Source organism: Listeria sp. PSOL-1 (genome assembly GCF_902806445.1).
Classification (GTDB): Bacteria; Bacillota; Bacilli; order Lactobacillales; family Listeriaceae; genus Listeria.
Genome location: NZ_LR760298.1, coordinates 1,349,909 through 1,370,290, shown reverse-complemented (window position 1 = coordinate 1,370,290; position 20,382 = coordinate 1,349,909). Strand labels below are relative to the sequence as shown.

Genomic DNA, 20,382 nt, shown 5'->3' with positions numbered 1-20,382 from the left:
GGCTTTTCTCCGTTTTCTTTATAAGAATAAGTTTAGAATAAGAAAGATGAGTGCGGCAATAGCAGCCGAAATAGGGAGTGTGATAATCCATGTGATAATCATGCGTTGTGCAGTGTCCCATTTAACACCTTTTATCCGATGACTTGTTCCTACACCTAAGATAGATGAACTAATGACATGCGTTGTTGAAACAGGGAGGTGAATAAATGTTGCGCCAAAAATGATAATAACGGAACTAAGATCAGCAGCAACGCCATTGACCGGCTTGATCTTCATAATTTTTCCACCAACTGTTTTGATGATTTTCCAACCACCAACGCTTGTTCCAACGGCCATTGCAAGCGCACAGGCAATTTGTACCCAAAGCTTGACATCATCTGTTGATTGAAAACCATTAGCAATCAGTGCCATTGTGATGATCCCCATTGATTTTTGAGCATCATTGGTTCCGTGAGTGTAAGATTGCAGTGCTGCTGTAGCTACTTGGAACATTCGGAAACGTCTATTTGTTGTTGAGAGATTAAGGTTTTTCAAGAAAATCTTAAATAATGTATAAATAAGATATCCAACAGTAAACGCAAGAAATGGTGAAGCAATTAAGCCGACAATAATTTTAGTAAAACCACCATATTCAATAGAAGCAAAGCCAGCAGCAGCAATGGCTGCACCAGCAATTGAACCAATTAAAGCATGCGAAGAACTACTTGGAATTCCAAAATACCAAGTGATTAAATTCCAAATAATAGCAGAAATTAATGCTGCAAGGATGACAATCTCACCATGCGGTACGGAAAAAGGATCTACAATATCTTTTGTGATCGTTTTAGCTACGCCTGTGAATGAAATAGCTCCAACAAAGTTCATAACAGCTGCTAAAATAATGGCATATTTAGGCTTTAATGCTTTTGTCGAAACGCTCGTTGCAATTGCATTGGCTGTATCATGAAAACCATTGATCAAGTCAAATGTAAGTGCGGCAAGGACGATGACAATTGTGATGAATAACATTCCTTCCATTTGTCTACTCCTTACGCATTTTTCATAACAATTGATTCAAGCGTGTTGGCTACACTTTGACAACTGTCAGCGATTTCTTCAAGACCTTCATAAACTTCTTTTAAGCGAATAATTTTAATTGGATCTTGTTCAGTTTGGAAAAGTTTGGTAAGCGATTCGCGGTAAATATCATCGCAATGAGATTCATAATCTTTAATTTTAATCGCAAGTTTGCGAACATCTTTTAATTTTTTATCAAAAACGAGATCAACAGCTTTTTCGATCTCAACAATACTTGATAAGATCGCTTGGATAAATTGCAACATGTATTCATCGTAGTGTGTAATTTGACAAATTACTAATGAAAATGCTGTTTGTTCAAGACCGTCCATTATATCATCAAGATGGTTAGCTAATTCAAGTATGTCTTCACGTTCAATTGGCGTGATAAAAGCGTTATTTAGTTCGATAATCATTTTATGAACCATAGAGTCACCGTTTGTTTCATATTCTTTCACCTTATCTGAAAAAGTATGTAGATCCTCTACCGTCTTAATGTTATATGACGCAAAAAAGTTGGCACCTTCATGCAAATTTACAGCAATATCATGAAGTAAAGAAGCAAAACGGTCTTTCTTATTTTTAAAAGCCATTTTTTACAATTCCCCCGATCTTTTTGTTAAGTGAATCTGTAATGTCTGTACTGTTTAAAGAAACTATTTTTTTGTTGAAATTTACCACAAGTTAATACTAACATAGTATGGTCATAAATAGGAACTATTTTTTGAAAGGAATGGTAAATAAAATTATGTAATCGTTTTAAATTGATAAAAATAGCTTTTAATTGAGTAAAAAATAGCATTTTATTAGTACAATGTATTGAGTTTGGGTATACTAATCTTATGAAAAAAGCTTACTATTTTGAGGGGGCTATGAAGTTGGGGAAATCATTAGACGATCGTTTTACCCTTCGAACAAATGAAGTGATTCCTTATATTGGTCTTGGTGCATTTCAAATGGGAGAGCAAAGTCATATCACTTATGCGGTCGAACAAGCACTTGAAGTTGGTTATCGCTTGTTTGATACAGCAGCTGTTTATAATAATGAAAAGCAAGTGGGGAAAGCTCTTTTAGAAAGTGGAGTTAAGCGCAAAGAACTTTACATCAGCGCTAAAGTCTGGAATGGAGATCAAGGCTATGACAAGACACTATTTGCTTTTGAACAAACACTAAAAAACTTGGCATTAGACTATTTGGATTTATATTTAATTCACTGGCCAATTGCGGGAAAGTATCGTGAGACCTGGCATGCAATGGAGCGGCTTTATCAAGAAGGTGTAATCAAGTCCATTGGTGTTGCTAATTTTAAGCAGCATCATTTAGCTGATTTAATGATTGTCGCAAATGAAAAACCAATATTAAATCAAATTGAAACACATCCGCTATTTCAACAAAATGAATTAAGGTGGTACTTGCGGGAAGAACACATTGCACATGCTGCTTGGTCGCCACTTGCTAAGGGAACGTTGATGCAACATCCGGTGATTATGAATATTGCTAAACGTCACGGCGCGTCAGTCGATCAGGTTATTTTACAGTGGCATTTAAATCGAGAGACCATTGTTATTCTAAAATCGATTGCTGCATCAAGAATTCGCGAAAATGCTAATTTGACATATTTTCAATTAGATGAGACTGACATGCAAAAAATTAATCAGCTGGATAAAAGGCAGTTAGTTGGACCAGACCCGGATGATTTACCTTATTTTCTTGAAAGTATGGAACGTGAGCGTGAGTTCTTAGGAAAATAGGAATAGCATAGGCGTATATTATGTTTTGAACGTAAAAGCGTCTCAGTAGTTTGGTAAACTGCTGAGACGCTTTTGTTTATGTTTATTTTAATAAATATGAAGCTGCATTTTTTCGTGTTTCAGCAGTATTACTGCCTAAAAGAATCGCGATTTTATCTTTTGTTGTTGCAATGAAACAATAACCAGCTTGAGTCGTGAATCCAGTTTTTAAGCCTGTTATTTCTTTATTTTCTCGGAGTAGTGGATTTGTTGTTAAAATTCGATTCCCATCTTTTAAAGTGTATTCTGCTTTTGATGTTATCGTTAATATTTCAGGATAATTTGACATTAATTTCTTTGTTAAGATAAGGAGATCTTGTGCGGTAGAAGTTGAATGGCGTCCATTTATATCATCTAACCCACTAGCGCTTGTAAAGTTAGTTTTATTAGACATTCCTAGCTTTTTAGCTTCATTATTCATTTTTTTAGTGAAATTTCCGCTAGCTACCCTTTCCGCTAGCGCTTCAGCAGCATCATTTGCTGACATAATTAACGTTGCAGCAATTAAGTCTTTCACGGAATAATTTTTTTGGCCCGTTTTCGCTTGGAGATTCACTGCTTGTGGATCATCTACTCGCTTTAATATTAGTTTTTCAGATTGCGAAATTTCGTTCTTTTGTAGCGCTTGAAAGGTTAGATAGATCGTCATCAGTTTAGTTAAGCTAGCAATAGGAAGCGCCTTTGTAGTGTTTTTTTGTTGGAGTGGCTGCTTTTTTTCATTGCTAACCACAAGAAAGCTGTTAACGTCGTTTAAATACGCATTGTTTTGCTCTTCATCACTTAATAGAAAATTTTTAGTGGAAGTTAGGGTAGGTTTTAGGCTATCTTTATTATTTAGCCCTATAACAGTTAAGCATAAAATAGTAATTATAACGAAAAATATCAGAAATTTTTTCATGTTTCTCTCCTTGTGTAGTTGTCTTTGTAAATAGAATAGAACAAAGAAATTAAATAGAAAGAAAGAAAAAAGAAAAGATTCTTAAAGATTAAAAATCCGGGTATTTTATTTTTCAATCTCCAATTTCCACGTTAAATTTTTGTTTAAAAAAGGATGCCAAATCGATAGCTCATAAGCATGAAGCATAACGCGGTGAAATGATTTTCCACCGTATAAAGTATCACCAATAATTGGATGACCAATGCTTGCTAAGTGGACACGGATTTGGTGGGTTCGTCCGGTTTCAAGCGTACATGAAAGAAGGGTTGTATCTTGATTCAAATGAAGCGGTGAGATGTGGGTCAACGCGGTTTGTCCAGTTTGGCTAATGCGACGTTTGTTTGCTTGAGTCCGATCTTTTCCAATCGGCTGGTTAATGATTAAGTCCTTTTCTATATGGCCGCTTACCAATGCATGATAGACACGGTGAATACGCCTAGCTTCTAATTGCCAAGAAAGTGCAGCAAGAGCTGGGGTATTTTTAGCAAAAAGGACTAGACCGCTTGTGACCTGATCAAGCCGATGTACATGAAGTGCGCTTGCAGCCGTTTGTTTTGTTTCTTGAAAATGGCATTCAAGCTGGTTAGCAAGTGTATTTTTTTCATTAGGATCATTGGGGTGAGTTTTTATACCAGTAGGTTTAAAAACAACGGCGAGAAAGTCATCTTCGTAGATTACTTGAGCGGGTTTTTTTGCAGAAGGGATTTTTTCAATAGCTAAAAGAGGTAATTGTAATATTTTAGCATCGCCAAGTGGAGCGTTCCAATTTGGCTTTTGATTATCAAGAAGGACATCATTTGACATCCGGTATATATGACGTAATTTTTTACCAAAATGGAAAGGGGATTGTAATAATTCGGCAAGTGTTTGTTGCTTATAGTCGGATAATATAGGAATACTTAGATAATGAGTCATTCTTTTTCCTCAAATGCATAATTATTTTGCTGCTAAACAAATAGTATAACCTAAATTGTTGAGAAATAAAAGAGCGGATTTGGCAGGCTTTTCAGCAAAACGAAAGCCTACCAAAAACGATTGTTATTGCTCAGCTTGTAAGCGTCGTTCCTTAGCAGATTCGTTCACTTGCTCATCGGCATGATAGCTTGAACGAACCATTGGACCGGCTTCACAGTGGATAAATCCTTTTTTTCTAGCGATGCGCTTCAACTCAAGGAATTCTTTTGGATGATAGTAGCGATCAACAGGATAGTGCTTACGTGAAGGCTGCAAATACTGCCCGATCGTTAAAATTTCGACACCATGCGCTAATAAGTCATCCATTGCTTCTAAAATTTCTTCTTTTGTTTCACCTAGTCCAACCATAATACTGGATTTTGTTGGAAGATCAGGAGCCATATCACGAACGCGTTGTAATAACTCAAGCGAGCGATCATATGTTGCACGGTGACGAACATTTGGAGTAAGGCGACGAATCGTTTCAATATTATGATTGAAAATATCTGGCTTTGCATCAAGCAATGTTTTTAAGCTCAAGTAGTCACCTTTCATATCCGATGGTAACACTTCAACTGTCGTTCCTGGCATACGTTCACGGATTGCACGAATTGTATTTGCAAAAACAAGAGCACCTCCGTCATCAAGATCATCTCTTGCAACAGCAGTAATAACAACATGGCGTAAATCCATCAAGGCAACAGATTCTGCTACGCGTTTTGCTTCCCCTAAATCAAGGTGGGTCGGACTACCGGTTTTCACGGCACAAAACCGACAAGCTCGTGTACAGATATCACCAAGTATCATAAATGTTGCTGTGCGCCGTTCACCAAAACATTCCTGTAAATTTGGACATTTTGCTTCTTCACAAACTGTATGTAAATTATTTTCACGCAAATTGTGCTTGACATCTTTGAAACTTTCCGTATTTGAAAGTTTGATTTTTAGCCAATCTGGTTTTGGAACGTGCTTTTTCTTTTCCAAATTAATTCTCCTCTCGTTAGCGTGACCAGTTATAATCATTATTTTTATATTTTGTTTCAGCTAATGTATAAATTTCTTCCCAATTTTGTTCAGAGAGCATAAGTGGTTCAAAAGTAACGTCAAAAATCTTACTAAATCCATCTTTGAAAGCTTGTTTTAAGTCAGATAAGGTAATTTCTTTTTTTAAAATATCATAAATACCTGAAGCCTTGTTAGAAAACGAACGCTTCATCCGCTCTTTTACACGTGGATTATCAAAAATAAATAAATCAAAAAGATCGTTTTCGTCCATTGATAAAGGAATGGAGCCATGTTGCAGTAATATGCCTTGAAGTCTTGCTTGAGCGCTTCCAATAATCTTTTTCTGTTCATAAGTGATCTCATACCAAGACGGCTCTTCAAAACAAATAGCAGTTCCTTTTGGACGCTTGTCTTTTGGAACTGCAAAATCCGCTTGAATTCCGATTTGATGTAAGCCAACAAGTAAGGCCTCTGAGATAAGTTTATGAGCTGCTTTAATTGTTTGCGGAATTTGTGAATGATTTTCAGAAATAATAAAGCTATAGGTCAATTCATTATCATGTAAGACAGCTTGACCACCTGTTTGCCTGCGTACCATTTCAAACTGGTGCTTTTTTACTGCTTCTGAGTCAATTTTTGTGCGCGCTTTTTGAAAGTGGCCAACAGTGAGTCCTGGTGGATTCCAGCCATAGAAACGTAAAGTTGGTTGTATCAGCCCTGACCGGTGCCAATCTGCTAGTTTTTCATCAACGGCCATGTTAATTGCTGGCGACAATTTGTCTTGGTCAAGAAGAAACCATTTTTCAGCCACATTTTATCCCCCCATTATATAATTGCCTATTGGTAAAATATTTGCTAAAATTAATTGTAATCAAAAGTTAAGGTTTTATTCAAATGATTATTTGCATATTTAATAAAATTAAAGGGTGTATCTAATGGATCAAATGGGAAAACGAATTAAAAGATTGCGTACTAATCGCGAATGGACCCAAAAACAACTAGCAGAAGGAGTATGCTCACAAAGTTTATTAAGTCGCATTGAACAAGGGATTGAAATTCCAAGCATATTAATTGTTCATAATCTTTGTCAAAAACTTGGTGTCACAGTTGATGACCTTTTAAGTTATACAGAACTTGCATCACCGCTTATTACCCTTAAGCAAAACTTATTTTCACTATATCAAAAAAATGATGTTGAAATGATGTATACGCTTTTGCATAAAAAAACATTTACTACTTTTGAAGCCTACCGTGAAGAAAGCTATTATTATTTTTTTCTTGGTGTTACGGAACTTTATTATAAGAAGAATCAAAAAGAGGCGCTGGCCAATTTTTTGAAAGCAGAGGCGTTTTGGAAGGGAGAAGATCAAGTATTTAACTTATTGATTGAAAGCTACTTGGCAGCAATCCATGCTGAGCGCTCGGAAGAAATCAAAATGTTGACAACTCTAAATTATGTATTACAAAAATTAAACCAAATTACAGAAAGCGAACAACGAAATATTAATTTACCCACTGTTTTTTTAAATATTGCTACTTGTTACGCTAAACAAGATGAGCGATTAACAGCCATTGAGTATGTTAATTTAGGGATAGAGTGTTGTAAGCGTCAAAATAATACATTTAATTTAACCGCTTTACTTTTTAAATCAGGTTTGCTTTTTTTGCAGATGGGACGCAAACAAATTGGAATGAAGCGTATAAACGTTGCGATTGAGCTGTCAGAGCACGTAGATCAACCGAAGTTTACAAATGAGTTAATTTGGCAAAAGAAAAATTGGGATAAGATATGCAAATAAGAATATTTTAGTTTGCTCATTTTGCTGACAAAATAAAGAGTCAGGAACATACACAAAATAAATCGGCGACAAGTGCTCGCAATTAAAAAGGTTTGCCAGACTTCCGGGTTTTCACGTACAGTCGTACGCTCCGGATTCTGGCAAACCTTTTAAATACAAACATTTTCGCTCGATCTGTCGTGTTTGAAAGCTAAATTTTTAAATCGGGTTTTCTTAAAAAATAGAGCTGAATCGCGTGATGTCCCAGATTGTTACGATTAACTATTTGCCTTTTTTACAATTTCCAAATATTCGATATGGTGAGGTTCGGCTTGTTTCACTCGGAAGATATATCCGCCGTATTCAAGTTCATCGCCAATTTCAACTTCATAATTTTGTGTCAAGAACCAGCCACCGATCGTATCTACCTCATCTTCCTCGATATCGGTACCAAGGATATTATTTACTTCATCAATTAGTAGCTTAGCATCAACAATATAATGCCCATCTTTTATTTTTCGAATCTCAGGAATTTCATCGGCATCAAATTCATCGCGAATATCACCAACGATTTCTTCAACGATATCTTCTACTGTAACTAAACCAGAAGTCCCCCCGTATTCATCAAGCAAAATCGCAATATGAGTGCGTTCTTTTTGCATCCGAATGAGTAGTTCCTTGATCGGGATGGTCTCGATTACTCGGATAATTGGTTTAATATATGGATCGATGTTAAAGTCAGGATTGAAACCATGTTTGACATATGCTGAGAGAATTTCCTTTAAATTTAATACACCGATAATGTGATCTTTATCTCCGTCAATGACTGGGTAACGCGTGTAGCGTTCATTTTCCATAATCTCGGATAATTGGGCAATCGTTTGTCCAGAATCGACGGTAATAATCTCAGTGCGTGGAATCATTACTTCCTTGGCCATCCGTTCATCGAAATCAAATATTTTATTCACATAGCTAAACTCTGATTGGTTAATTTCTCCGCTTTTATAACTTTCACCAACAATGATTTTGAGCTCTTCTTCTGTATGGGCAATTTCATGTTCAGTAGCGGGCTCCAAGCCAAATGCTTTCGAGATTAAAACAGAAGATTCATTCAGTAACCAAATGAACGGGAACATGACTTTATAAAAAAGATGCAGTGGGCGAGCTACAGTGAGTGCCACAGATTCTGTTTTATCAATAGCAAGCGTTTTAGGAACAAGCTCTCCAACAACGACATGTAAAAAGGTAATGATGATAAAAGCGATAATGAATGAAATAAGTGTGACAGCAGAATTAGGTATTTTTAAGAGTGCAAAAAGTGGGTGGAGAGCTGCTTCTACAGTTGACTCACCTAACCAACCAAGTCCGAGTGAACTGATTGTGATCCCAAGCTGGCAAGCAGATAAATAAGCATTTAAATGATTATAAATATGGCGCGCCAAGTTTGCACGTTTGTTTCCTTCTGATATTAGCTGATCTAAACGGCTTGGTCGCATTTTTACAATAGCAAATTCAGTAGCTACGAAAAAGGCTGAAACCCCGATTAGTAAAGCTATGATTAAAAATTTAATGGTTAATATCAATAATTGGCCGCCTTAGATTTGAACCTAGTGCGGCAAACACCTCCTAGAATAATCAAGTTTGTACATAAAAAATGATGCGTGTTACTTAAGGAAGAATGTATTTTTAGTGGAGAAAATACTCTCATTAAGCAATTTGTTTTCAATGACGTGTTTCGTTGTTCTGCCCCATTGGAATATTCCCTCCTAACATTTTTTGATACTCATTTTAAATTATAATAGAGTTCAGTTAATAAAACAATTATTTTTAGTGCAAATAAAAAAACTCCCTAAGAATGAGTTTTAGGGAGTGAACTTCGCTTTTAAGCTTCAATTAAATGCTGCTCAAGATTTTTTACAGATAGTGCGATATGATCACAAACTTTTTGATAGCTTGCCCATCTAGATGATGGCTCTTTTTCTTGCTCTGGGTCCTCAATATCCCAATAACTGACTTTTTCCATCATGGCATCAGGAAAACCAGGTGCCAATTCATGCGTGGAATCATAAATCGTAATAATTAAATCCACATCTCTAAGCAGTTCATTGCTTGGCGGGAAAGATAGACTAGCTGGAGGATCAATCGAAAATTCTTGAAGCGCATCATCAGCAAAAGGCGTTTTTTTTGCGTTAAGCCACGATCCACTAATAAATGTAACGTCCCCAAGCGAAAGTTTTTTAGCCCAAGCTTCAGCAATCATGCTACGACTACGTGATTGTGATAAAAAATAAATTAGCTTATGGGTCATGTTTCAAGTCCTTTCTGACATGGTTCATCAATTTGTTACGCTATAACGATAACGCCTCTTGTCTTTACCCATTTTAAATAAATAGGAAACGCTTTTTTGACAAATAAAAATTCATACTTAAGAAGGTAGCATAAAACGAAATTTTGGCGTAAAATAATTGATAACCAGCAAAAATTTTAGAAGCTGAGACTTTATTTAAGAAAGTTAGGAGATCATATTGCAAAAGTTTAAGCAACTGATCGGTCTTTTTTTTCATTTTATTGCAAAATGGATAGGAATAGGCTGGCGTAAATTCAGGCGTTTTTTAAAAAACCGTCATATTGTTAAAATCATTATTTTAACGGTCTTAATCGTCATTTTAGGCTTTATTATTTATCTTGTTATCTTAGCGAAATCCTCAGATATTGAAGCGCTTAAAAAAGGGCTTGAAACAGCAACAACGATCTATGATAAAGATGGAGATAAAGCAGGTGAATTGTCAAGTACTGACGCCACATTTGTAAAAATCAATAAAGTTTCAAAAAACATCCAAAATGCTGTGGTTTCTATTGAAGATAGAGATTTCTATAAGCACAAAGGCTTTGATATAAAGGGAATTATGCGTTCAGCGTTTGGCCTTGTTTCAACAGGTGGGATTACTGGAGGCGGAAGTACCATTACACAACAATTAGCCAAAAATGCCTTACTTAGTCAAGAACAGTCCTTTACGCGTAAAGCAAAAGAATTATTCATGGCACGTGAAATTGAAAAAACATATTCAAAAGATGAAATTTTAGAGATGTATCTTAACCGTTCTTATTTTGGTAATGGTGAATGGGGAATCGAAAATGCTTCTTTGAAATACTTTGGCAAGCACGCTTCTGATTTAGATGTTCCAGAAGCTGCCACAGTTGCGGGTCTCCTTCAAGCACCAAGCGCATATGATCCGTATAAACACATGGAAAAAGCAACGAAGCGACGAAATATGGTACTAAAAGCAATGAAAGAAACCGGGAAAATTTCAACAGCAGATTATAACCAATATTTGGAAACAAAGATCGCTTTAAACAATAAAAGTAAAGACCCAATGCAAAATAAATATCCATGGTACACAGATGCCATCATTAATGAGGCCATTGCCAAGGCCGATCTTACGCAAGATGAAATCATGAAAAAAGGCTATCAAATTTATACGGAATTAGACCAAAATTATCAAACATCACTAGAAGGTGTTTACGCCAACGACTACCTTTTCCCAAGCAATGCTAGCGACGGGAAAGAAGTACAGTCAGGGGCGGTATTAATGGATCCAAAAACAGGAGGCATTCGCGCGCTTGTTGGTGGCCGTGGTAAGCATACGTTTAGAGGCTTTAATCGTGCAACACAAATGAAAGCTCAACCTGGTTCGACAATGAAGCCACTCGCTGTTTATGCTCCGGCGCTTGAAGACGGATATAAAGTGGATTCGAAATTAAAAGATGAAAAGAAAACTTACAAAGGAAATTATACACCTACGAATGTTGGCGGCGTTTACCGTGGTGAAGTCCCAATGTATCAAGCGGTCTCAAATTCAATTAATGCACCGGCTGTGTGGCTCCTTGATCAAATCGGTATTGACAAAGGCTATAAGTCAGCTAAAAAATTCGGGATCCCACTAGAAGCTAGTGACCGTACGCTAGGTCTTGCTCTAGGTGGATTAAGCAGAGGGGCTTCACCAGTAGAGATGGCAGCAGCCTATGCAACATTTGCAAATCAAGGTCAAAAACCCGAATCCTATATTATCAGAAAAATTGTCGATCCATCAGGAAAAGTTATTTACGAGAACAAACCAACAACGAAACAAATTATTTCTAAAAAAGTCGCTGATAGCATGACATCCATGCTCCTTGATGTAGTTAAAAGTGGTACGGGACAAAATGCTTCTGTTGCTGGCTATGAAATGGCTGGTAAGACTGGTTCAACGCAAATCCCATACAATAATACCGGAACAAAAGATCAGTGGTTCATTGGCTATACACCAGACCTTGTTGGCTCTGTGTGGATGGGATTTGATAAAACGGATAAGGAACACTACCTCACAACAAATAGTTCAGCCGGTGTTTCAAGCTTAGCCCACTATGTAATGAAAAGTGGTTTGCGTTACCAAAAAGCAGCTGACTTTGATACAAAAAGTGCATCACAAAACTCAAAAGAAGAGAAACAAAAGGAAACAAAAAATGATTTCTGGGAGTCAATCAAAGGCGGGGCAGATAAAGTGAAAGAGTTCGGAGGAAAGGTGACAGACAGCATTAATAAGTGGATTGATTCTTGGTAATTAGTGAAAGAAGGGGTGAATCGTTTGAAGCGAATAGAATATGATACCATTGGGCAAATTGAAGTTGATCAAGCGAAATATTGGGGTGCACAAACTGAGCGCAGTCGCCGTAATTTTAAAATAGGAGAAGAAAAAATGCCACTTGCTGTTATTTATGCACTCGCTGAATTAAAAAAAGCTTGTGCAACCGTAAATATGGCGGAAGGCAAACTATCTTTAAATAAAAGAAAAGCGATTCACAAAGTATGTGCCCAAATTACAAGCGGTGAACTTGATGATCACTTTCCATTAGTTATTTATCAAACGGGGAGTGGAACACAAAGCAATATGAATGTCAATGAAGTGATTGCACATCTAGCAAGCGAATATGCTGGTGAAAAAGTTCATCCAAACGATGATGTCAATCAGTCTCAAAGCTCAAATGATACGTTTCCAACAGCTATGCATATCGCTGCTTACCAAGCTGTTAGCGAAGAACTTTTACCAAAAATCATTGCTTTAAAAAAAGTCTTGCATGAAAAAAGTGAAAAATATATGGATGTTGTCAAAATTGGTAGAACTCATTTACAAGATGCTACGCCGCTTACGCTTGGTCAGGAAATTAGTGGTTGGTGTGCGATGTTAGAAAATGATGCGGATTTCATTCAAACAAGCTTGCCTAAACTATTGCCACTTGCAATTGGTGGAACGGCTGTTGGAACAGGTCTTAACGCATCTAAAACATTTGGTGTTTCGGTTTCCAAAGAATTAGAACGTCAGCTTGGTGTCCCATTTACATCAAGTGAGAATAAATTTTTTGCCCTAACAAGTCATAGTCCGTTAAATTTTGTTCACGGCGCTATCCGAAGTTTGGCCGCCGATCTTGCGAAAATTGCAAATGACGTGCGACTATTAGCTAGCGGACCGCGTAGTGGCATTGGTGAAATTGAACTACCTGCAAATGAACCAGGTAGTTCCATCATGCCAGGAAAAGTCAATCCAACGCAATGTGAAGCAGTAACAATGGTCGCTGCTCAAGTTGCTGGTAATGATACAACCATTCAGTTTGCCGCTAGCCAAGGACAATTTGAATTGAATGTATATAAGCCAGTGATCATTCATAATTTTTTACAATCTGTTAGGTTGTTAAAAGATGCGATACATTCGTTTAATATCCACTGTCTATCAGGACTGACTGCTAATGAGCGTGTCATTCAAGAAAAAGTAAAACAATCACTAATGCTAGTCACTGCTTTAAACCCACATATTGGCTATGAAAAAGCTGCTGAAATTGCAAAAATGGCCTATCAAAAAGATTTAACTTTAAAGAAAGCTGCGATTCTTTCAGGTTATGTAAGTGAAGTTGATTTTGACAAGTGGGTTGATCCACTTAAAATGACGAACCGTTAATTTTAACTAGCGTCTCATACCTACTTTTGTTATAGTGTTAAAGTAGAACAAATTTAAGTATCTGGAGGATTTTAATCATGAGTGAAAATATTTATGACTTGGCACATAGCTTAGATCGAGGAATTCGTGATACAGCTGAATTCAAAGATTTACAAGATGCCTACCAAAAAGTAAACGAAGATAAAGAAGCAAAAGCAAAATTTGATCATTTCCGTGAAGTACAAGTAAATATTCAAGAAAAACAAATGTCAGGCCAAGAAATTGACGATGAAACAGTCGAGCTTGCTCAAAAAGTGGCTGAAGAGGTTCAAAAAAACGAACATATCTTACGTCTTATGGAAAAAGAACAAGCAATGAGCACGATTATCAATGATTTAAATCGTATTATTATGGCTCCGCTACAGGATCTGTATAATACAAGTGAAGAAAAATAATCAAAAAACCAGAAATCGAATTTATGATTTCTGGTTTTTTTTGATTAAAGAGCAAAGACCATTTCCAATCAGCCCTACAATAAAATAAATGATAACATAAAACCAAGCTGTACCATTTAAATAAATGAAAATAGCAGGAATAAATAATAAACTACTTACAAGTGGAAATACCCAGTTAAAATGAAAAATAATACGATATAAGAGGTTAATAAATAATAAAGCAGCTGGAATGATGATGCCTAGTATGATCATATCATTTCCACCATCCTGAATAAAAAGAGGAAGTAAATAGAAGATAAGAACAATTGGAATGAAACGCCAGAAGAACCGTTCTTTTTTATTCACATTATCATCTCCCTTTGAACAATGGTATCTTAATTAAACACAGTATTACTTTCTTATTTTAAAATGAGAAAGGTACATTTCGGAAACTTTCTGAGGAAGACGGATTATTTTCACAGCCTCTGATTGTAATAAGCCCTTGTTATTCACCTTGAATACTTCTAATTTATCAAAGGTCTTTAACTCAGTTAATATGTAAATGGATTGGTCAACAACGTCAATAAACCTACTAGCTTCAGTCTTAAATAGGGATTGTTTTGTTAGCGTCATTTTTTTATCATTTAGATTAATAAGAAATAACTGTCCTGTCTTATCAAGAAAATAAAAGTTTTCTTGATAAATAAAAGTGGAATTACTCCCGGTGTAAGGCGTTTTTTTGGAAACCTCCTCGCTATTTTTATATGCAAAAAGCTGTTTTTTCTTAGTTCGATGTGTATCTAAACGAACTTCCACAAAATGACAGGCATTTTTTCCATCATCTTCAACAAAATACAGCCGATTTTGTTGGACTAAGATATTTCCAATAATGGTTGATTGGCCTTTATCACTGCCTTTAAATGGGAAAGTATTTTTTACAACGAACTTATTATTTTGGTAAGTTATAATATACATTTTAAATTCATTATTTTCGTTTCGATCAGATAGTAAATACAGATTTTTATCGTCGCTGCCTGCATTTAAAATTGTACCTGGAATCGTAAGTTGCTCATTTTTAGTGTACAAAGTAGTATGATATTTGCCGTCCTCTTTTTGCCCACTATTATATACATGAATGATCTGGGTTTGTAATTGAAAAGTAGCTATATCTAAAGTTTCTAGAGCACGTTTTTTTTCAGATAGCTTTTTAGTTTTCGTGTGATAAGCATACATATTCTCTTTATCGGAAAAGTAAAGTTTGTCTTTAGAATAAAGTAATGTTCCATTATCCATGCCTAAAGTAGGTTTAGAAGAAAGTAGCTTATTTCCTTGATAAACTAGAACTGCCCCTTTACTGACCGAGCTATAACCTAGATTGGTGGTAAAATACAGGCCAAATTGTTGTTTATCTAGTGGATTTGCACTTTCACTTGTGTTTGATTGAAAATAGTACGTAGCAAAATAAGTGATACTAAGCATAGCTACAATGGCTATGCTCAGTATGATTATTCTTTTTCTCGTCATTATCATTTAATTACTTTATAGGTCTGTGTGTAGATAGAATCTCTTATGTCTCTAGGATAAACACCTGCTCCTTCGTCTTTATCAATATCAATATCACCCTCTACTTTATAAGCACTCCACACGAGTTTAGAGCAATTTTTCTCGCCATAATGGCTGGTCATTCTATTTGTTACAAAATTATATGAGTAACCATCTTTTCCTGCTCTTGATAAAGCCCAATTTGCTGCAGCTGTACGGACGGCTTGAGATTCGATCACTTCTTGCATTAGAGCGTTTTCTTCTACTTTACGGCCGTTATAAGCTAATGTGTGGACACCAGTTTCTGGGGTGCTTTCTACGATTCGATCTTCTTTATAATACATCCCTACATGTCCATGGGGAATATTCATTGTTTGAGAAGAGGTGTAATAGATATCTCCAATTGATTTAGCTTTAGAAAGTGTATATTGCCCAGAACTTCCACCTTCAGGCTTCATTGAAGGCTCTTCATTTTCTTCTTGTTTTAGTTTAGAAGATAATTCGCTTGTAAGTCGTTGTTCAGCGTTCTCATTGCTAATTTTTTCTGAGTTTGCAAAATCCTCCACAATCGCTTTTGCTTCTTTTAAGGATAGATTTTTCTCTAAAGAAGCTAATTTTTCACCAGCAATATAGTTGTTAGCGCTTACATTTTGTGGCAAAAGCAACAGCGAAATACTAAGTGTAGCAATAGAAAAAGTCCCTATTTTTTTATTCATTTTCTTTCCTCCATTTTTTATATTTTATTATACTTTTAATAGTACCTATATAGGGATAAAAAGTAAAGAATTTTACATCGTTGCATACAATTGTTTTTTTTTAGCTTTAGCGCTGATTTTTATTTTATTAAAATAGTTTACAAACAAGGGATTTCAGGGGTATAATAAGAACGTATATTCTTATTTTTGAAAGGAGTATCTAGAATGAAAGAAATCCGTTTTATTCATATGGCAGACCTACATTTAGATAGTCCTTTTCTTGGTTTAAGCAATTTACCGGAAGAACTTTACGCAGAAATAAAAAATGCGCCATTTACTGCGCTAAAAAAAGCTATCAGCATAGCTATTTCTGAACAAGTCGATTTTGTTCTTATTGCTGGTGATGTTTATGATAAAGAAATTCAGAGTATTAAAGCTGAAGTCGAGTTTTATAATGAGATGAAGCGGCTATTTGTTGCTGAGATTGATGTTTTTTTAATTTATGGAAATCATGATTTTCGAGGTTATCATCATGATGCACTTGTACTTCCTGATAATGTCCATGTTTTTGGTCCAGAAATCAGCCAGTTTGACTGGCAGAAACAGGGGAGGCCACATGTGAAATTATATGGCTTTAGCTATGATAAAAAGCACATTACAGACAAACGTGTTAATGATTACGAGAAAAGTGGAATGGCGGATTTTCATATTGCTTTACTACATGGAACAGAAGCCGCTCACGTAAAAGGCGATGTTTATGCTCCGTTTGTAACAAGCGAATTGAAACGAAAGGGTTTTGATTATTGGGCGCTGGGGCATATTCATAAGCGGCAAGCGTTATCAACTTCTCCTGTTATCTATTATCCAGGTAATATTCAAGGGCGACATTTTAAAGAAGTCAAAGAAAAAGGAATCACACTGGTCAATTTGTCTGAACAAGAAACGAATTTGCAATTTATACCAGTTGCACCGATCACTTGGCTAGACGTTCAGATAGAGTTGGATCAGCCAGTTAGTAAATCTACGGTATTTCTCGCACTTACAAGTAAATTAGCGGACTTTAGCGAAAAAAAGAGTTCTTATTTGCTACACATTGAGTTGCTTTTTCAAGAAGAGACCCCCTTACTTAAGGAGAATTGGCTAGAAATGCTAAATGACAATTATCTTTTTGAAGATGGGCATTTTATCTGGGTAAATAAGTTAACAACCAGAATGAAAGCGAAAGCAGTTGATGGAAATTGGTGGCAAAAAGATTTGTTAAGCGCAGAATGGGAAAAAGCAAAAGACGATCTTTTAGAAGAAAGTGCTTTTTTTAATCGTATTGAATCACTTTATTTTCATCCGAATATTAGCCGTTATTTACCTGAAATAAAGAAAGAAAAGCGGCAGGAGATCATTTTAGCTGCACTCCAAAAAATTGGCGATTCACTAGCCGAGGTGGAGGATGAGCGCAATTGAAAATAACTAAAATTGAAATTATCGGTTATGGAAAATGGCAAAATCAAGTTTTTGAGGAAATTGCTGATTTTCAAATGTTTTATGGAGAGAATGAAGCAGGGAAGTCAACAATTACGGCATTTGTCCACAGTATCTTATTTGGTTTTCCAACAAAGCAGCAACGAATACTGCGGATGGAACCTAAAAATAAAGGACCATATGGTGGGAGATTGACATTAGCTGATACAGCTCTCGGTAACATAGTGATTGAGCGTTTACGCGGGAAAGTGACAGGGGATGTGACGATCACTTTAGAAGATGGAACGACATTTGGCGAAGAGAAGCTAAGCGAGTTTACCTTTGGCATGGATCGAGTCACTTATGAAGCTATTTTTTCTTTTGATATCCATGGTTTACAGCATATTCAACAAATGAAGCAAGAGGAGTTTGAAAAGTATTTATTAGCAAGTGGGGGAGCAGGTTCGAACCGATTATTTTCCACTGTAGATAAGCTACAAAAACAACTCGAGACGCTATTTAAACCAAATGGGCGAAACCCACTTATTAACCAACAATTAGAGAAAACAAAAAATGCACAAAAAAAATATTTTTCAAGTAAAAAGCAAAACATGGCTTACGAAAGTTTGCGAAGTGAAAGTGTGGCGTATGAGCAAAAAGAAACAGCGCTTTTAACTCGGCAAAAGGAACAACAATTAGCAAAGAATGAAATCGATATCCTATTAAAAAAATGGCCGCTTTATGAAGAATGGCAGGGTCTATCCAAAATTATCAATCAAGCAAACGATAGCCAATTTCAGGCAGATGGTCTTCTTCGGTTAGAGCAGTTAAACCATTTTGAGATGACAAAAAAGAATCAAAGAAGCCAAGTGGAAGAGCGTTTAAACATGTCAAGGAATTTAGCAGAGGCTAATGTGTTAACTGAAAACGATGAAAAAGAAGTCGCTCAATTATTAGCTGAATGGCCGATTTATCAGGAAAAAGTCCGTCAAAATAAAGAAGATGAAGATGGCCGATTAATAAATGAGCAAGAGATAACGAGATTGATGCAAGAATTTGCTTTTACTGAGCCTGAAGAAAAGATAGATTGGCAAGCAAATTTCAATAAAAAAGCAGCAGATATCGAACATGCGAAACAAGAGCTTGTGCAAAAGCAGCTGTTATTAACCTATCAGCAACAAGAAAAAAAGAAGAGCTTAGACAAAGTGCAATCTCAGGTTGATCAATTGGAACGCGATATGTGGTCTACAGAAGAGCTAAAAAATGCAAAAAAACGCTTTGAAACAAAAGGGAAAGAGCGCTATGCGTTATTTATTGGTGTATTTTGTTTTGTAGTTTTTATTTTACTGGGTTTTTTATTTAAGCAAGTGTTCTTTTATGGTATTGCGCTTCTTTGCATTGGTTTTAGCTATTTGAAACGGATGAATCATCCTAATGATACGGATGCTTTCGCTTTTTTCGAACAGAAAAGACTTCGGAATTCATGGCAGCAACTTTTAAGCGAGATGGATGTGATTGCGGAGGAGAGTGCAAGGTTAGAAACTGAATTCAATGAAACTTCTAGCGGCTTGTCTATTTTAAAGCAAGAGGAATTCACTTTTCTTAGCAGCCTTGGAATGAAAACACATTCAGGTAACTTACGAGAAGTGATTGCAGCATGGCAAATTTTTTTAAAAGAATGCAGTGCAAGAGAGCTTCATGAAGAAAGATTGAAGCAAAACCAAATCTTTTTAGATACTTGGGAGAGACATTGCTATGATTTGGTTAGTAAAGAGCTGTCAACAGAAGCTGCTGTGTTAAAATTACAAACGCTGTATCAGACGCATCATGAAAAAACAAAGCAACTTGCAACAAGTAAAGAACAAATAGAGCAAGCAAAAAATCAATTAGATTTACTTGAAAAAGATTTAGCAGATATTGAAACAAAAAAAGAGAAATTATTACAATCGGTCGGTGCTGCAACAGAAAGTGAATTTCAACAAATTGGTTTTAAAGCGCAAGAATTTTTCCAAGCAAAAGAGAGAGGTCATTTACTAGAAGCTCAATTGCCAAAAGAAATCCGAGAGCGATTAGCGAGCTTTCAAAATCAAGAAGCTTTAAAAGAAGCAGAACTTGAGCATGAAGCGTGTATTCAGGAAATAGAGCAAGAATTAAGCCGAACGAGAACGAAACGAGTGGAATTGAAACATCAAATAGCTATTCTTGAAGAAGGCGGTTTGTTTAGTGAAACCGTTCAAGATTATTTCACCGCGAAAAGTGAATTAAATGAACAAGTAGAGGATTGGGTAGTCACAAAAATAGCTGAGTCTTTAATTCAACGGGCGATGGGCTATTTACAAGATGAAAAGCTACCACGAGCGCTTCAATTTGCTACCGAATATTTTAAGCAGCTCACAAAAGGCCAATATCAATTCGTTCGCTTTGAAAAGGGAAGCTTAGAAGTATTAAGACATGATCATGTGATTTTTAAGCCAGATGAGCTAAGTCAAGCAACAAAAGAACAGCTTTACTTAGCCATTCGTTTTGCTTTGATTGAAACTTTGGCTAAAAAGTATCCTTTTCCTTTGCTTATTGATGACGGCTTTGTGAATTTTGATGAACAGCGTTTTGAAGCGATCATGGAATTGCTTAAGTCAAGAAAACTCAAAAACCAAGTGCTATTTTTCACGTGTCATCAAGAAGCTAATAAATATTTTTCCCGTGAAGAGACTCTCATGCTATACTAGAGGTAGATTAAATGCTGAATATAGAAAGAAGGCGATAGAAA

The 20,382-nt window shown here is 36.0% G+C and carries 18 protein-coding genes; 7 read left to right on the top strand and 11 right to left on the bottom strand.

Annotation, left to right across the window (positions count from 1 at the left end; genetic code table 11):
* Positions 1-18: 18 nt before the first annotated feature.
* Positions 19-1,017, bottom strand: coding sequence for an inorganic phosphate transporter (locus G6Q10_RS06670; RefSeq protein ID WP_163654474.1), 999 nt, complete (start codon positions 1,015-1,017; stop codon positions 19-21).
* Positions 1,018-1,028: 11 nt separating this feature from the next.
* The gene (locus tag G6Q10_RS06665) at positions 1,029-1,649 is read right to left on the bottom strand and encodes a DUF47 domain-containing protein (protein ID WP_163654472.1); all 621 of its coding nucleotides are present in this window, start codon (positions 1,647-1,649) and stop codon (positions 1,029-1,031) included.
* A 285-nt stretch (positions 1,650-1,934) separates the two neighbouring features.
* Here G6Q10_RS06665 and G6Q10_RS06660 point away from each other — a divergent pair, with 285 nt between their 5' ends.
* Entirely contained in the window at positions 1,935-2,807 is an 873-nt protein-coding gene (locus tag G6Q10_RS06660) for an aldo/keto reductase (protein ID WP_163654470.1), read from the top strand.
* A gap of 82 nt (positions 2,808-2,889) precedes the next feature.
* Here G6Q10_RS06660 and G6Q10_RS06655 read toward each other — a convergent pair whose 3' ends face one another.
* From G6Q10_RS06655 to G6Q10_RS06640, 4 genes are all read right to left on the bottom strand, one after another.
* Positions 2,890-3,744: a D-alanyl-D-alanine carboxypeptidase family protein gene (locus G6Q10_RS06655; protein WP_163654468.1), complete on the bottom strand. Its 855-nt coding sequence runs from the start codon at positions 3,742-3,744 to the stop codon at positions 2,890-2,892.
* A gap of 105 nt (positions 3,745-3,849) precedes the next feature.
* Positions 3,850-4,698 (bottom strand): RluA family pseudouridine synthase, encoded by an 849-nt coding sequence (locus tag G6Q10_RS06650; protein ID WP_163654466.1) that lies wholly within the window; start codon positions 4,696-4,698, stop codon positions 3,850-3,852.
* Positions 4,699-4,821: 123 nt separating this feature from the next.
* Complete coding sequence (gene lipA / locus G6Q10_RS06645) at positions 4,822-5,760, bottom strand: lipoyl synthase (protein WP_163654464.1); 939 nt, start codon at positions 5,758-5,760, stop codon at positions 4,822-4,824.
* Positions 5,738-6,553: a lipoate--protein ligase family protein gene (locus tag G6Q10_RS06640; RefSeq protein WP_370519518.1), complete on the bottom strand. Its 816-nt coding sequence runs from the start codon at positions 6,551-6,553 to the stop codon at positions 5,738-5,740. The genes lipA and G6Q10_RS06640 overlap by 23 nt, the downstream gene beginning before the upstream one ends.
* A gap of 124 nt (positions 6,554-6,677) precedes the next feature.
* Between G6Q10_RS06640 and G6Q10_RS06635 the strand changes: the two genes are divergently transcribed.
* Entirely contained in the window at positions 6,678-7,541 is an 864-nt protein-coding gene (locus G6Q10_RS06635) for a helix-turn-helix domain-containing protein (RefSeq protein WP_163654462.1), read from the top strand.
* Positions 7,542-7,798: 257 nt separating this feature from the next.
* Here G6Q10_RS06635 and G6Q10_RS06630 read toward each other — a convergent pair whose 3' ends face one another.
* Both G6Q10_RS06630 and G6Q10_RS06625 read right to left on the bottom strand, forming a co-directional pair.
* Positions 7,799-9,103 carry a hemolysin family protein gene (locus tag G6Q10_RS06630; protein ID WP_163654460.1) on the bottom strand — a complete coding sequence of 435 codons (1,305 nt, stop codon included), beginning with the start codon at positions 9,101-9,103 and terminating at the stop codon, positions 7,799-7,801.
* Positions 9,104-9,402: 299 nt separating this feature from the next.
* Positions 9,403-9,828, bottom strand: coding sequence for a low molecular weight phosphatase family protein (locus G6Q10_RS06625; RefSeq protein WP_163654458.1), 426 nt, complete (start codon positions 9,826-9,828; stop codon positions 9,403-9,405).
* 217 nt (positions 9,829-10,045) lie between these two features.
* Between G6Q10_RS06625 and G6Q10_RS06620 the strand changes: the two genes are divergently transcribed.
* The 3 genes from G6Q10_RS06620 to G6Q10_RS06610 all read left to right on the top strand — a co-directional run bounded on the left by G6Q10_RS06620 (position 10,046) and on the right by G6Q10_RS06610 (position 13,944).
* The gene (locus G6Q10_RS06620) at positions 10,046-12,121 is read left to right on the top strand and encodes a penicillin-binding protein 1A (protein WP_163654456.1); all 2,076 of its coding nucleotides are present in this window, start codon (positions 10,046-10,048) and stop codon (positions 12,119-12,121) included.
* A 24-nt stretch (positions 12,122-12,145) separates the two neighbouring features.
* Entirely contained in the window at positions 12,146-13,510 is a 1,365-nt protein-coding gene (fumC, locus tag G6Q10_RS06615; protein ID WP_163654454.1) for a class II fumarate hydratase, read from the top strand.
* 77 nt (positions 13,511-13,587) lie between these two features.
* Positions 13,588-13,944, top strand: coding sequence for a YlbF/YmcA family competence regulator (locus G6Q10_RS06610; RefSeq protein ID WP_163654452.1), 357 nt, complete (start codon positions 13,588-13,590; stop codon positions 13,942-13,944).
* Positions 13,945-13,965: 21 nt separating this feature from the next.
* On the opposite strand, the gene G6Q10_RS06605 is transcribed toward G6Q10_RS06610, so the two are convergent.
* From G6Q10_RS06605 to G6Q10_RS06595, 3 genes are read right to left on the bottom strand one after another with little or no spacing between them, the layout of a single operon-like run.
* Positions 13,966-14,289, bottom strand: a complete 324-nt coding sequence (locus G6Q10_RS06605; protein ID WP_163654450.1) for a hypothetical protein — start codon at positions 14,287-14,289, stop codon at positions 13,966-13,968.
* A gap of 45 nt (positions 14,290-14,334) precedes the next feature.
* Positions 14,335-15,453: a hypothetical protein gene (locus G6Q10_RS06600; protein WP_163654448.1), complete on the bottom strand. Its 1,119-nt coding sequence runs from the start codon at positions 15,451-15,453 to the stop codon at positions 14,335-14,337.
* Positions 15,450-16,181, bottom strand: coding sequence for a hypothetical protein (locus tag G6Q10_RS06595; protein ID WP_163654446.1), 732 nt, complete (start codon positions 16,179-16,181; stop codon positions 15,450-15,452). The genes G6Q10_RS06600 and G6Q10_RS06595 overlap by 4 nt, the downstream gene beginning before the upstream one ends.
* A 204-nt stretch (positions 16,182-16,385) precedes the next feature.
* Here G6Q10_RS06595 and G6Q10_RS06590 point away from each other — a divergent pair, with 204 nt between their 5' ends.
* Entirely contained in the window at positions 16,386-17,618 is a 1,233-nt protein-coding gene (locus tag G6Q10_RS06590; RefSeq protein WP_163654444.1) for a metallophosphoesterase family protein, read from the top strand.
* Complete coding sequence (locus G6Q10_RS06585) at positions 17,615-20,341, top strand: ATP-binding protein (protein WP_163654442.1); 2,727 nt, start codon at positions 17,615-17,617, stop codon at positions 20,339-20,341. The genes G6Q10_RS06590 and G6Q10_RS06585 overlap by 4 nt, the downstream gene beginning before the upstream one ends.
* Positions 20,342-20,382: the final 41 nt, after the last annotated feature.

What these genes read in the sequence shown, in the direction of transcription:
- G6Q10_RS06670 (WP_163654474.1), bottom strand. Translation starts at nt 1,017, where the DNA reads ATGGAAGGAATGTTATTCATCACAATTGTCATCGTCCTTGCCGCACTT.
- G6Q10_RS06665 (WP_163654472.1), bottom strand. Translation starts at nt 1,649, where the DNA reads ATGGCTTTTAAAAATAAGAAAGACCGTTTTGCTTCTTTACTTCATGAT.
- G6Q10_RS06655 (WP_163654468.1), bottom strand. Translation starts at nt 3,744, where the DNA reads ATGAAAAAATTTCTGATATTTTTCGTTATAATTACTATTTTATGCTTA.
- G6Q10_RS06650 (WP_163654466.1), bottom strand. Translation starts at nt 4,698, where the DNA reads ATGACTCATTATCTAAGTATTCCTATATTATCCGACTATAAGCAACAA.
- lipA (WP_163654464.1), bottom strand. Translation starts at nt 5,760, where the DNA reads ATGATTATAACTGGTCACGCTAACGAGAGGAGAATTAATTTGGAAAAG.
- G6Q10_RS06635 (WP_163654462.1), top strand. Translation starts at nt 6,678, where the DNA reads ATGGATCAAATGGGAAAACGAATTAAAAGATTGCGTACTAATCGCGAA.
- G6Q10_RS06625 (WP_163654458.1), bottom strand. Translation starts at nt 9,828, where the DNA reads ATGACCCATAAGCTAATTTATTTTTTATCACAATCACGTAGTCGTAGC.
- G6Q10_RS06610 (WP_163654452.1), top strand. Translation starts at nt 13,588, where the DNA reads ATGAGTGAAAATATTTATGACTTGGCACATAGCTTAGATCGAGGAATT.
- G6Q10_RS06600 (WP_163654448.1), bottom strand. Translation starts at nt 15,453, where the DNA reads ATGATAATGACGAGAAAAAGAATAATCATACTGAGCATAGCCATTGTA.
- G6Q10_RS06595 (WP_163654446.1), bottom strand. Translation starts at nt 16,181, where the DNA reads ATGAATAAAAAAATAGGGACTTTTTCTATTGCTACACTTAGTATTTCG.
- G6Q10_RS06590 (WP_163654444.1), top strand. Translation starts at nt 16,386, where the DNA reads ATGAAAGAAATCCGTTTTATTCATATGGCAGACCTACATTTAGATAGT.